10 protein-coding genes are annotated in these 13,530 nt (G+C 62.7%); 3 read left to right on the forward strand and 7 right to left on the reverse strand.

Annotation, left to right across the window (positions count from 1 at the left end; genetic code table 11):
- Window positions 1–59 precede the first annotated feature (59 nt).
- Both K3152_RS06450 and K3152_RS06455 read right to left on the reverse strand, forming a co-directional pair.
- Window positions 60–491, reverse strand: coding sequence for a DUF805 domain-containing protein (locus K3152_RS06450; protein ID WP_221573297.1), 432 nt, complete (start codon window positions 489–491; stop codon window positions 60–62).
- A gap of 120 nt (window positions 492–611) precedes the next feature.
- The gene (locus K3152_RS06455; RefSeq protein WP_221573298.1) at window positions 612–3,347 is read right to left on the reverse strand and encodes a TonB-dependent receptor; all 2,736 of its coding nucleotides are present in this window, start codon (window positions 3,345–3,347) and stop codon (window positions 612–614) included.
- A 264-nt stretch (window positions 3,348–3,611) separates the two neighbouring features.
- Between K3152_RS06455 and typA the strand changes: the two genes are divergently transcribed.
- On the forward strand, window positions 3,612–5,432 hold the full coding sequence (gene typA, locus K3152_RS06460; protein ID WP_221573299.1) for a translational GTPase TypA: 1,821 nt from the start codon (window positions 3,612–3,614) through the stop codon (window positions 5,430–5,432).
- 15 nt (window positions 5,433–5,447) lie between these two features.
- Here typA and K3152_RS06465 read toward each other — a convergent pair whose 3' ends face one another.
- Window positions 5,448–6,203, reverse strand: coding sequence for a hypothetical protein (locus K3152_RS06465; RefSeq protein WP_221573300.1), 756 nt, complete (start codon window positions 6,201–6,203; stop codon window positions 5,448–5,450).
- A 121-nt stretch (window positions 6,204–6,324) separates the two neighbouring features.
- On the opposite strand from K3152_RS06465, the gene K3152_RS06470 reads away from it, so the two are divergent.
- Window positions 6,325–6,708 carry a response regulator gene (locus K3152_RS06470; protein WP_221573301.1) on the forward strand — a complete coding sequence of 128 codons (384 nt, stop codon included), beginning with the start codon at window positions 6,325–6,327 and terminating at the stop codon, window positions 6,706–6,708.
- Here K3152_RS06470 and K3152_RS06475 read toward each other — a convergent pair.
- The gene (locus K3152_RS06475) at window positions 6,705–10,118 is read right to left on the reverse strand and encodes a chemotaxis protein CheB (RefSeq protein ID WP_247713252.1); all 3,414 of its coding nucleotides are present in this window, start codon (window positions 10,116–10,118) and stop codon (window positions 6,705–6,707) included. The genes K3152_RS06470 and K3152_RS06475 overlap by 4 nt on opposite strands.
- 10 nt (window positions 10,119–10,128) lie before the next feature.
- The gene (locus tag K3152_RS06480) at window positions 10,129–10,674 is read right to left on the reverse strand and encodes a PAS domain-containing protein (protein ID WP_221573303.1); all 546 of its coding nucleotides are present in this window, start codon (window positions 10,672–10,674) and stop codon (window positions 10,129–10,131) included.
- A gap of 108 nt (window positions 10,675–10,782) precedes the next feature.
- On the opposite strand from K3152_RS06480, the gene putP reads away from it, so the two are divergent.
- A complete protein-coding gene (putP, locus tag K3152_RS06485; RefSeq protein WP_221573304.1) occupies window positions 10,783–12,261 on the forward strand; it encodes a sodium/proline symporter PutP in 1,479 nt (492 codons plus the stop codon).
- Here the strand turns inward: putP and K3152_RS06490 are convergent, their stop codons facing one another.
- Window positions 12,262–13,110, reverse strand: coding sequence for a LicD family protein (locus K3152_RS06490; protein ID WP_221573305.1), 849 nt, complete (start codon window positions 13,108–13,110; stop codon window positions 12,262–12,264).
- Complete coding sequence (locus tag K3152_RS06495; protein ID WP_221573306.1) at window positions 13,107–13,526, reverse strand: adenylyltransferase/cytidyltransferase family protein; 420 nt, start codon at window positions 13,524–13,526, stop codon at window positions 13,107–13,109. The genes K3152_RS06490 and K3152_RS06495 overlap by 4 nt, the downstream gene beginning before the upstream one ends.
- Window positions 13,527–13,530: the final 4 nt, after the last annotated feature.

The following is a 13,530-nucleotide window of genomic DNA, read 5'->3' on the forward strand; positions in this document are numbered from 1 at the left end:
TCTGCCGAAGCCTGGGACAACTGCCGCCTGCCTCGGCAGGCAGCAGGCCCTGTCAGGCATCAACGATAGGAGACGCCGCTGGTCTCCGAGCCGTAGTCGCCGATGTCGGTGCTATCGCGGCCCTTCGGATCGGGGCCGTAGGAATTCGGACCATGCGTACCTTCGAGCAGCATGAAGATGAGCACGATCAGGCCGCCAACGAACGGCACGAAAGCGAGGAGAACCATCCAGCCGCTTTTGTCTTGGTCATGGAAACGGCGGACCTGCACGGCAAGGCTCGGGATGAACAGGGCAGCTGCGACAATCATGAAAAGCAGACCAGCGGCACCCGAGAACAGGCCGGTCTCGTCGGCTCCAAGACCGGCAATCATTACCGTTCCCAGCACGCCGAAAACGATCATCGTGAACAGGAAGAACATCCAGTATTCCATCCGGCGCGAACGGCCAGAGAAGTCGAAATACCGCTTAAGCGGCATGATCATGTATTCCATTATAGTTCCCCTCCAAGGATTATTTCCGACTTCCTTTTTGCCTGACTTGATTAAGTTTTCATAACGAAAAAGGGGGCCAAAAGGCCCCCTTCCCCATATATTTCGTCTCTCTTGGAGAAATTAGAACTTGAACTTGGCGGCCACACCGTAGGTGCGCGGCTGGTTCGGGTAGCCCGAAATTGCCTCGCCCTGCGCCACGGCCGGGAAGAACGTCGTAATGTAACGGTCGTCCAGCAGGTTGCGGCCCCATACGGTCAGTTCGAGCCCGTTCGCCATCGCATAGGTCGCCGAGGCATTCATGCTGTTGACTTCGCGGGTATAGAACTGCGCGATGGCAAGCGCCGGTCCGTAGTCCGGATTGGCGGGGTCGGAATCGTCGATGAAGTTCGGGAAGCCATCGAGTGCCGGCACCTGCGACTGGTAGGAGAAATCACCGGCGAGGATGAACCGGTCACCCGCGTCGTTGATTTCCTTGTTCCAGACCGCGCCGAACACGGCCGACAACTCGGGAACACCGGCCACCGGACGACCGCTCAGATCGCCGACCGCCGAGCCTTCGAAGCTGTCGTAGACTGCATCGAGATAGGTCATGGCGACATTCAGCGTCAGCGAGTCGGTAGGACGCACGTTACCGTCGAATTCGACCCCGAAGGTTTCCTGCTTGCCGGCATTGCTCAGCACGAAGGAAGAGCCGACGAAGGTGTTGGCCTGGAAATCATCGATCGTCTGCTGGAAGACCGTGAGATTGGCCGCAGCGTAGTCCCAATTACCCTTGATGCCGATTTCGTAGACTTCCGAATTCTCGGCTTCTGCAAAACGGGTACCGGGGCGCAGGTTGTTGACGGCAAGGCCTTGCGACACCAGCGAAGCGAAGTCGCCCGGAAGCGGACGGCTGTCACGCGACAGGTTGAAGCTGGGCGCCTTGTAGCCGGTTGCCCAGCTGGCATAAACGTTGAGCGTCGGCGACAGTTCGTAGGCCAGACGCGCGTTCCAGCTCCAGTCGTCGTCATTGGTTGCGCAGTCTTCAACCGCATTCGGGCAGTTCTGCAGCGGGGGCAGGAACTGGAACTCGCGCAATCCCAGCAACGGGTTCACCGCAGGGTTGGTGTCGTTCGCATCCGCGAATGCCTGTGCCGGGCCTGCAATCAGGGCCTGGAAGGTCGGCAGGCCGATCACGCCGATAAGCGCATTGATCTGGTCTGCAGTGGCAAGCGTTCCGGCGGGAAGACCAAGCGCCTGGCCGGCACCGAGGGCTACACCCTGCTGGTAGATGGCCGTGTTGCCCGACGCCACAAGATCGACATTCGAGAACACGTCGGTGCTCTGCGAATTCGTGACGATCTGCTTCTTGTCCTTGGTGTAGTTGGCACCAAGCGTCAGGACGAGGTTGTCGACGATCTCGAAGTCGATGTTACCGAAGATCGAGTAGGCTTCGTTGTCCTGCACGATGTTGTTGAAGAAGCCCTGTCCCTCGGCGAAGAACTGGCCGGTGTAATCCGCACCATTGAGCGCGCCGAGCGTGGCTTCGAGAGTGCCGATCGACTGGCAGGTCGGTGCCCCGACGAAACAGCCAGTGGCGGACTGGAAGCCGAGGTCGGCAAAGGTGCGGAAGTCCGAACCGTAGACGATCTGGTCGGAGGTATCGACACGCTCGTCGAAATAGTAACCACCGAGCAGGAAGTTGAACGGGCCGTCGAAATCGGACGAGAAGCGCAGTTCCTGCGTAAAGGTGTCGATGTCCGCCTGGCCGATGTTGGCGCCGGTCGCCAGCGATGCGCTGGTGAAGTCGACATCCTGGTCGGCCGAGAGGCTCGTTTCGCGGTATGCGGTAATCGAGGTCGCGGTCACCGCACCGAATTCGTAGTCCAGCTGGCCCGAAACGCCCTTGTTCTTGATGCGGTTCACCGGGTCCACGTCGGTGAAGATCACGTCACCATCGGGATTGTCCTGGAAATCGTTGATCTGCCCCCCGATGAAAGGCGACTGGATCAGGCCGGTTTCGGCCGAGGGCAGCACATTGACCACGCCGCAGCAACGCTCTTCGATTTCGTCGTAATCGGCGATGATGCGTGCCTGGAGCGGGCCGCCGTTGTCGAACAGCAGCTGGCCGCGCGTGAACCAGCGGTTGCGGTCGTTCACGTCTTCGCCGTTGAAGCCGTTGGTCAGGAAGCCATCGCGGTTATTCCAGCCGGCGCCTGCGCTGAAGGCGATGCTGTCACTGATCGGGCCGGTGACGTAACCCTTGACGACCTTGGCATCGTAATTGCCATAGCTCGCCTCGACCATGCCGTTGAATTCGAATTCCGGCTTCTTGGTGACGATCGAGATGACGCCAGCGCTGGCGTTCTTGCCGAACAGGGTCGACTGCGGACCGCGCAGGACTTCGACGCGCTGGATGTCGGGAAGGTCCGAAATCTGCGAAATGGCGCGGCTGCGATAGACACCGTCGACGAACATGGCGACCGACGGCTCGAGACCGATGTTGTTGCCGTCCGTGCCGAAGCCGCGGACAGAGTAGCTCGTGGCAAAGGCACTCTGGTTCTGGCTCACGCGCAGCGAAGGAACCACGGTGGCGAGGTCGGCGATGTCGCGGATCTGAGCGCGCTCGATGGTCTCGGCAGTGGTCACGCTGACGGCGACGGGAACTTCCTGCAGCGTCTGTTCGCGCTTGGTCGCGGTGACCACGATGACGTTAGGATCGGGGCTCTCGGCCTGTTCTTCGGCATCATCGTACTGGGCGGCCTGTTCCTGGCCTTCTTCCTGCGCTGCAGCGACGGAAGGTATGGCAAGGGCGGCAGTGCCGACCAGAAGGGCGGAACGAACGGCCGCGCTGCGACCGGAAGCAGTAAATTTCATATTATGACGTCCTCTCAAACGATACGTATTTTGGTCTGACAAGCAGTCCCCAAACCACGCAGACGTATGCGGAATTATTTGGAGCGTCGTTGCCACTCAAGTGTTTAGCGCGCGCCATACACAGGCGAACGCAATGTGTGCCTTTTGAGTCACACCTGCGAAAGCCCGTTCACCCCGCTTGCCGCATTGCACCATATCGTCTAGGGGCGCGCACGAATTGGCGATGGCGCGAGGCGCCCGCCCCGTTTACGAAAGCTACAGATTATGTCCCGCGACCTTCGCAACGTGGCGATCATCGCCCACGTCGACCATGGCAAGACCACCCTCGTCGACCAGCTCTTCCGCCAGTCCGGCACCTTCCGCGAGAACCAGCGCGTCGAAGAACGCGCGATGGATTCGAACGACCTCGAAAAAGAGCGCGGCATCACGATTCTCGCCAAGTGCACCAGCGTCGAATGGAACGGCACGCGCATCAACATCGTCGACACGCCCGGCCACGCCGACTTCGGCGCCGAGGTTGAGCGTATCCTCAGCATGGTCGACGGCGTGATCCTGCTGGTCGACAGCGCCGAAGGCCCGATGCCGCAGACCAAGTTCGTCACCGGCAAGGCGCTGGGCCTCGGCCTGCGCCCCATCGTGGTCGTCAACAAGATCGACCGCGGCGACGCGCGTCCGCAGGAAGTGCTCGACGAAGTCTTCGACCTCTTCGCTTCGCTCGATGCAAACGACGACCAGCTGGACTTTCCTTCGCTGTGGGCCTCGGGCCGCGACGGCTATGCCAGCGATGACGAAACCGCGCGTGACGGCAACCTCGAGCCGCTGTTCAAGCTGATCGTCGACCATGTCCCCGCTCCGGGTCTCGACACCGAAGCGCCGTTCAGCTTCCTCGCCACCCTGCTCGACCGCGACAATTTCATGGGTCGCGTGCTCACGGGCCGCGTCCAGTCGGGCAAGATCAACCTCAATGATCCGATCCACGCGCTCGATGCCGAGGGCAGTGTCATCGAAGTAGGCCGTGCGACAAAGCTGCTGTCGTTCGACGGCCTCGACCGCGTGCCGGTCGACAGCGCACAGGCAGGCGACATCATCGCGCTCGCCGGCCTTGAAAAGGCAACCGTGTCGAACACCATCGCCGATCCGAGCGTGAAGACGCCGATCGAAGCGCAGCCGATCGATCCGCCGACGCTCGCCATGCAGTTCTCCGTCAACGACAGCCCGCTGGCCGGCCGCGAAGGCAGCAAGGTCACGAGCCGCATGATCCGCGACCGTCTCTACCGCGAAGCCGAGACCAACGTCGCCATCCGCATCACCGAAAGCGCCGACAAGGACAGCTTCGAGGTCGCAGGCCGCGGCGAACTGCAGCTCGGCGTGCTCATCGAAACGATGCGCCGCGAAGGCTTCGAGCTCGGCATCAGCCGCCCGCGCGTGCTGTTCCGGGAAGAAAACGGCCAGCGCATGGAGCCGTTCGAGACCGTCGTCATCGATGTCGACGACGAGCATTCGGGCACGGTCGTCGAGAAGATGCAGCGCCGCAAGGCAGAGCTGACCGAAATGCGCCCCTCGGGCCAGGGCAAGACCCGTATCACCTTCTCCGCCCCTAGCCGCGGCCTTATCGGTTACCACGGCGAATTCCTGTCCGACACGCGCGGCACGGGCATCATGAATCGCCTGTTCGAGAAGTACGACACCTATCGCGGCCCCATCGAAGGCCGCCAGAACGGCGTCCTCATCTCGATGGTCCCGGGTGAAGCCGTTCCTTATGCGCTCAACGCGCTCGAAGACCGCGGCGAGCTTTTCATCGGCGGCGGCGCGAAGATCTACGAAGGCATGATCATCGGCGAAAACGCCAAGCCCGACGATCTCGAAGTGAACCCGATGAAGTCGAAGCAGCTGACGAACTTCCGTTCGACCGGCAAGGACGACGCCATCCGCCTCACCCCGCCGCGTGTGATGACGCTGGAACAGGCCATCGCTTATATCGACGACGATGAAATGGTCGAAGTGACACCGGAGAACATCCGCCTGCGCAAGGCCATCCTCGACCCGCACGAGCGCAAGCGCGCCAAGCGCGCCGCACAGGGCTAAGACGGCTGCAACCCGCTATGCTGCGGCGAGATACGTCTCGCCCAGCACCAGCGCGGCATAAAGCAAGGCACCCCCGAGGAATGGCAGGAAGAAGCTCTTGCGATCCTCGGGCAGCTCCTCCTTCAGAACCAGCAGGACGATGCCTCCGCCGACAAAGGCAAACAGGCAACCGATCGCCAGCTCTGGCAGTTCGACCAGCAGGCCGAGCGCCCAGCCGCCCAGTGTCGCTGCGGCCAGCACCCAGCGACCGCGGGCATCGTAGATTTCGGGATGGTCGGCCCTGGTGCCGAAGTCCGCGGTCACGAAATGCAGCACCATCGCCGCGAAATAGAGCGCCAGCCCCGCAGCGCTGGGATCTTCGCGGTGGTTGAGGAGGTAGGCGATCAGCGCCACCAGCAGCGCGCTCGCGGCGATATGCAGCCAGAACACCGGGTGATGCGGGCGATCCCTGCCCTCGCGCGCCATGCGTTCGCCGCGCGATAGGGCAAGCGCACGCTCGAGCCCGTAGAACAGCGCAAGACCGACCAGGGACAGCGTGTAGACGAGACCCTCCGCCAGCGGTGCATCGAGACCGGTGGCATCCTCGAAAGTGCTGGCGTGGGCGCCCAGTTCGGGCAGGATGTGCAGGAAGACATAGCCGACGGCGACCCCGCCCGCGAAGGATAACCAGCGACTTCGGGGCGTGCGATCAAGCCAGCGCAACCGGCCCACGAACAGGTGCACCGCACAAAATGCGAGCGCCATGCCGAAAGTGATGATCGGTAATCGCACCCGCATCTAGTGGGCCATCGGGACGCGCCCCGCAAGTTTGGCCCCGTCCTGAAACATTTTTGAAATGAAAAAGGGAACCGGACTCCAATCGGAAAGTTAACCAGCGACAGGAGGGCGTTGCATGCAGAGTATCATGATTGTCGATGACGAGGCGCTGGTCCTCTTCGACATGGTCATGACCGTCGAAGACCTTGGTTACGAGGTTTTCTGCGACAGCATCAGCGTGCCCGACGCTCTCGACTGCCTCGGGGATGGTTGCCCCGATGCAGCCCTGCTCGACATCGACGTCGGGGGCACCCTCGTCTGGCCGCTTGCCCGCGTGCTGGCCGAACGCGGTTGCCCGATCATCTTCGTGAGCGCCAACCGCGCGCATGAGGAACTGCAGAATGAATTCGCAGAATGCGGTTTCATCGACAAGCCGGCCTCGACCAGTCAGATCCAGCGTGCGCTTGCCAAGGCGGTGAGCTCTGATCCAGAACAGCCCAGAATGGTCGCCGGCGGCTAATCCAGGTCGAACACGAGCTTGCGGCGATAACCTTCATCGCTCGGGCCGCCCTCGATCTCGCCTTTCAGCTGGCGCGCAGCAGTATTCACCAGCCTGGTACCGAAACCCACCTTTTTGCCCGCATCCGAAGAGCCCTGACCGCCAAACTCGCGCCATTCGATTACAAGCTTCCGGCCAGCAACAGTCCACTCGACTTCCAGACATCCGTCGTCGAGCGATAGCGCGCCATATTTGGCGGCATTGGTGGCCCATTCATGAAGGATGAGCGCAACCGAGGTAATCTGGCTGTTGGGCACTTCGACATCCTCGCCCTCCAGATTGACATCCTGCCCGGCCCGGCTGGGATCGACCACGGTGTTGACCAGGCTGCGCAGGGCGACAGCGCCGGCTCCGCCCACGGCAGGCTCGTTGGTCAGGGCATGCGAACGGCCAAGTGCATGGATGCGGTCGCGCAGTTCGCCGGCAAAATCCTCGACCTCGTCGGCCTCGCGCGCCGCGATCGAAACCATCGCGCTGATGATCGAGAACAGGTTTTTCACCCTGTGGTTCATCTCGCGGATCATCAGCTCGCGCTGTTCGAGCAGGCTGCGTTCGGCGGTGATGTCGATGGTCACGCCGATGAACTTGTTGGTCCGGCCATTGTCGATGCGCCGGCCGAGGCCATGGAGCCAGCGGTACCGGCCATCGACGAGGGGGATGCGGAAGCGTTCGTCGAAAGGTCTCGTGCCGTCCATCGCCTGCCGCAGCGACTGGTTGACGCGGTCTCGGTCTTCTTCGGGCAGGCTGTCGAGGATAGGCTGCATCTGGTCACCGGCATCATCGTCCTCGATGCCGAGCAATTGCCGCTCGGTCTCGTCGAGGATCGTCTTGTCGGTGGATGGTTCGTATTCCCACACCCCGATGCGCGCCACCTGCAGCGCAAGCCGCAACCGCTCGCGCTCTTCGCGCAGGTCGCGTTCGAGCGACAGCGCTTCGGTGACGTCGGTAAAGACCAGCGTGGCCCCGTCGAGCTCGCCATCGAGACGGCGATAGGGGAAGGCCCGGATGATATATTGGGCTTCCAGCTTGTCGGAATGCATGCGGGCTTCTTGAGGCTCCCCGCCTCTCGAAGCCTTGCGCGCGAGATCGACATATTCCTCGCTGCGGAAATTGCTGGGCAGCAAGGCAAGCTGGGTTCCGATCTGCTTCTTGTCGACGGGGAAGAGCGCTTCGGCCGCATCGGTATAGCTGCGCAGCTGCAAGTCGCTGTCCACCACCAGCACGGGCAATTGCGTGCTGTCGAAGAAGTTCTTCAAATCGGAGTTGGCGACAGTGAGCTGGTCGACCTTGTTCTTCAGCTCGTCATTGACCGTGGTCAGCTCCTCGTTGGTGGACTGGAGCTCCTCGTTCATCGACATCATTTCTTCGTTGGAGCTCTTCAGCTCCTCGTTCGTCGTCTCCAGTTCCTCTACCGTCGAGCGCAGCCGGTGCCGCGTCGCCTGCAGTTCTTCCTCGAGGAATTGCTGCTGGCCGTGCTCGGTGTCGAACTCGACCAGTTCTTCCTCGTCCACCGGTTCGAGCGCGCCCGTTTCCTCGATCACGAAAAGGAAGGAGGTTTCGTCCACCTTCTCGCAGATGATGCGCGTCTCGACCTTGCCGAATTCGGTGCGGACTTCGACGTTCCTCGCCCCGACACGGCGGCCGCGTGCCTCGTCCATGACCTGCCGGATCATCGGCCCGATCAGCTCGCGCAAGCCCGGACGCGCGAGCGAGGAGACCACGACGTTGCGCTCGAGCCGGTCGGGGAAGTCGAGGTAGCGGCCCGCCGCGCCCCAGCTTTCGAGCAACATGCCTTCGCCATCCACCAGCAGGCAGACGGGTGCGTAACGGCGAGCGATGGTCTTGAGCGCAGCCACCTCGCTTCCGTCGGTCCGCTGCGGGTCCTGCGAGAATTCCGGATTGCGCCGGCGCCGCGGGCTGATCGGGCCCTCGTTGCCGATCTGGAGGGTGTATTTCCCCTTCACCTCGCGGCGGCGGAAGATGCGCGCGTTCTGGTCGACCACCTCGAAGAGGTCGTCATAGCGGCCGATGGTCTCCGACGAACCGAGGAACAGGTGCCCCCTCGACGCCAGGGCGAAATGAAACAGCGGAATGACCGAACGCTGCAGGCTTTCATCGAAATAGATGAGAAGGTTGCGACACGAAATCATGTCGATTTTCGAGAATGGCGGATCGCGCACGACATTGTGCAGGCTGAACCGCACCATGTCGCGAATCTGCGCACCGACATGGAACTTGTCCGAGCCGCCGATGGTGTAGCGTTCCTGGAAATCGACCGGAATGTCGGACAGGGCGGAGAGCGGATAGGCGCCGCCCCGCGCGATATCGAGCATGCCGTCGTCGATGTCGGTGGCGAATATCTGGATATAGGGGCGCTTGCCGTAGCGCCGCGCGGCTTCGGCAAACAGCATGGCTATCGAATAGGCTTCTTCGCCGCTCGAGCAGCCGGGCACCCAGACGCGCAGTTCCTCGTCATCGCGCGCGTCCTTGACCAGCGGGTCGATGACCAGCGCGGTCATGCTTTCGAACAGCTGCGGATCGCGGAAGAAACGGGTCACGTTGATCAGCAGGTCGCGGAACAGCGCGTTGCACTCGTCCTCGTCGCCCTTGAGCCGGTCGAGATAATCGCCCGCCTCATCGATGCCCAGCAACTGCATGCGGCGGGCGATACGCCTCGTCAGGGTGGAGCGTTTGTAGCGCGAGAAGTCATGTCCGACGACATTGCGCAGCACTTCGCACAAATCGTCGATGTGGTCGGTGACCTCGCTTGCCTCATCGACCATCGATTCGGCACCGCCCGAACGGTCGAAGAAGTTGTTCAGCGCTTCGATGATTTCCCGCGGCGGCGCGACGATGTCGACGAGGCCGGTCGCGATCGCCGAAGACGGCATGCCGTCATAGCTCGCGCTGCCCGGCTCCTGCGCCACGCAAAGCCCGCCATGTTCCTTGATGGCGCGCAGCCCCCGGCTTCCGTCTGCACCGGTGCCCGAGAGGATGACGCAGGCGGACAGGGTCTCGCGATCCTGCGCGAGGCTTTCGAAGAAATCGTCGATCGGACGGCGCATGCCGCGCGGATCCTTGAATTCGGTCAACTCGAGCACGCCGTCATTCAGGGCAAGGCCGTGACCCGGGGGTATGACGTAGATATGGTCGGGTTCGACTTCTTCGCCGCCCGAGGCCTGCGATACCACCATGTCGGTATAGCGCTCGATCAGCTGTGCCATCAGCGACTCATGCGTGGGGTCGAGATGCTGGACAACCACGAAGGCCATCCCCGTTTTCTCGCTGGCCCCGCCGAACAGCGCGCGCAGGGCCTCCAGCCCGCCCGCCGATGCTCCGATACCGATTACCGGGAAATCCCCGTCCGCCAACCTGCGTCCCCTATTCGTATTGTATGCGTGCGATAATCGAATGACTCGACGCGAGCGCATCGAGGCTGCCCAGAACAACCCAATTGTTTTCGCTAGTCAACAGATTGAGTTGGCGCAAATCTTCGTGGAGCGCGCGGTCGTAAAGGTCGCTCTCGTTCTCGATCTGCCTGCCGACGCGAAACTGCGACCCCAGCACCAGCCTCGTCTCGCCGTGACGCTGCAACTTGGCCATGTAGACGAGGTTGAGGAAAGGCTCGCCGCCTTTCGTCACATTGGGAATGAGGAACTTGCCGTCGAGCGCATCGGGTTGCTTGAGGAAACGCCGCATGCGCGCCCGCACGGGCCCCGCGCCCCCTTCGGGCTGGAGGAAGCGGCAGTTGTGGCCGATGACCTCGTCCGCGCCATAGCCCGACATCTCGAAGAAAGCTGCGTTCGCCCCGACCAGCGGGCAGTCCGGCCGAGTGAAATCGGCAATCGTGAGCGAGACATTGCTCCGTTCGAACAGTCCGGTCAGGCCTTGCGGCAGGCTGGCGGAGGGGTCGAAGGCCGAACGCATGTATGGGGCCTAGGCTTATCGCGCACGACTTCAAGCAATTCCTGCGCTCAACGGGCCTGCAGGGACGAAGGTGGCCAAGACTGGTTTCGTTTGTTACCTGCCCGCGCCATGGAAACCGGAACACTGATTTCACTCGCCCTGTATTTCATCGCCATGATCGGCATCGGCCTGTGGGCGTGGAAACGCTCGACCGATACGTCGGAAGGTTATCTCCTCGCCGGACGCAACCTGCATCCCGCCGTCGCCGCGCTTTCTGCAGGAGCATCGGACATGAGCGGCTGGTTGCTGCTCGGCCTGCCGGGTGCGCTCTACGCCGCCGGTCTCGTCGAGGCGTGGATCGGCATCGGCCTGTTCATCGGCGCGCTGGTCAACTGGGTTGTCGTCGCCCCGCGCCTGCGCAAGCAGACCGAGGATTATGGCAATGCGCTGACCATCCCCGAATTCCTCGCCAACCGCTTCCCTGACAAGGCCGTGGCGCTGCGCGTCATCTCCGCACTTATCGTGGTGGTGTTCTTCGCGGTTTACACCGCAGCGGGGCTCGTCGGTGGCGGCAAGCTGTTCGAGACCAGCTTTGCCGGCCTGCTGCCCGATGTGGGGATGAGCGACTACATGCTCGGCATCTGGATCACCTGCCTCGTCGTGCTCGCCTACACCATGGTCGGCGGCTTCCTCGCGGTCAGCCTGACCGACTTCGTGCAGGGCTGCATCATGGTCGTGGCATTGGTGCTGATGCCGCTGGTGGTCATGTTCGGCGCTGGCGGCGAAGGCGGGGGGTCGCTGACCGACGTACCCGTGGACGGCTTCCTCAGCCTGACGCAGGGCCTGACCCTGCTCGGCTTCATCAGCGCGGTCACATGGGGCCTCGGCTATTTCGGCCAGCCGCACATCATTGTGCGCTTCATGGCGATCGACACGGTCGAGAAGGTCAAGACCGCACGCAATATCGGCATGAGCTGGATGGGCGTGGCGCTGCTGGGTTCGATCGGCATCGGCATCGCGGGCCGCGCCTATGTCGAGCGCAACGGGCTGGTGGTCGAAGACCCCGAAACCATCTTCATCGTGCTGGCGAACCTGCTGTTCCACCCGCTCATCACCGGCTTCCTGCTGGCAGCGCTCCTGGCCGCCATCATGTCGACGATCTCCTCGCAGTTGCTGGTGGCGTCTTCGTCGCTCACCGAAGACTTCTACAAATTGTTCTTCCGCAAGCAGGCGAGCGAGCGCGAAAGCGTGAATGTTGGCCGTGTCTGCGTGGCGCTGGTGGCTCTGGCGGCCATCTGGATTTCGAGCGACCCCGAAAGCAAGGTTCTCGGCCTCGTTTCCAACGCCTGGGCCGGCTTCGGCGCGGCCTTCGGCCCGCTCGTCATCCTGTCGCTGACGTGGAAGAAGATGACCGGCGCGGGCGCAGTTGCAGGCCTCGTGACGGGCGCTGGAACGGTCGCAGCATGGATTGCGCTGGGCTGGAACAGCGCGCTTCCGGGAATGGACGCAGGCCTCTACGAAATCGTCCCCGGCTTCATCGCCGCGTGGCTGGCCATCGTTCTGGTGAGCAAGGCGACAGCGAAAGCGCCGGCCCCGCAAACGGCCTAATCAATCGCCGAAATCGACCGTGGTGACATGGCCGGGCCGGCGCGCATCCTCGGGCGGGGGTTCGCGCCAGTCGGCGTTGTAATGCAGTTCGAAGAACCGCTCGGCATTGGCCGGGACATGGCCTTCGAGCGTGCCGAGCCTTGCTGGGCGCGGCGGCAAGAGGTCGGTCTTGGCCAGCGTGGTTTTGCGCCATTTGCTCACGCCAAGCATCGGGAAGCTGTCGATGACCCCGCTCCCGCTGCCCTCGCCCCAGCGGCTGACCTTTTCGCGCATCCGAATGGCGAGAGGTGCGAACCCCGCCCGACGCAGCGCGAGACCGATACGGCGGGCCAGCCCCCGCGACTGCCCTCGCGCAGCCAGCTTGGCATCCACGGCAGGGGGCATGATGACGAGGTTCGCGAGACCGAGCAGGAAGCGCTGGAGGCTGCGGATGGCCTCCGAACGTGGCAGCTCGTCATAGATGAAAAGGTCGATAAAAATGCCCTCGTGCATTCCCGTGCCTTCGAAATCGGGCTCGTCTATGCGCGTGCCCTCCAGCCTGAGCCGACCGAAGGCATGGTGATAGGCCGGGTCGCTATCCCAGTCCTGCAGGACCAGCCCCTCGATGCCATGCTCGCGAAAGGCGGCGGCGAAGCACCGGTAGTCTTCGCGCATCAGGGCGAGGTCGATGTCGTCGTCCCACGGAATGAAAGCCCCATCGCGCACCGCGCCGAGAGCCGTGCCGCCGATGAAGACAATCGGGATGTCGTGCGTCCGGCAGAAGGCCAGCACTCGCTCCGCCATGCCGGACAAGGTCGTTTGCAGGCGCAAAAGGTCGGCACTCGCCTTGCCGTCGAGATATTCGATCATGCGTCGGGCAGTTCGGTGCTGCGGGGGACGAGCTGGCCCTTGATGGTGGTGGTGCTCACGCCCTCGGTGCGCGGCAGGTAGACCACTTCGCACAGGTGCGAGAGGTGGTCGAATTTGCCCTGCCAGTCGTCGCCCATCGCCAGCACGTGGGCACCCACGGCTCGCACGTCACGCTCCTTCTGGTCCCAGCTTTTCTCAGGAATGACTTCGTCGACGCAAGCGAGCGCGCCGACGATGGCCGCGCGGTCCTCATACGGGATGAGCGAGGACTTGCCCTTCTCGGCGTTGAAAGCGTCGGTCGATACCGCGACCACCAGCCTGTCACCCATGGCTGCCAGCCGTTCGAGCAGGCGCAGGTGCCCGACGTGGAACAGGTCGAATGTGCCATAGGTGAGGATGGTGCGCGCCGAAGTCATCTCT

The sequence above is a fragment of the Qipengyuania polymorpha genome (genome assembly GCF_019711435.1).
GTDB lineage: Bacteria > Pseudomonadota > Alphaproteobacteria > Sphingomonadales > Sphingomonadaceae > Qipengyuania > Qipengyuania polymorpha.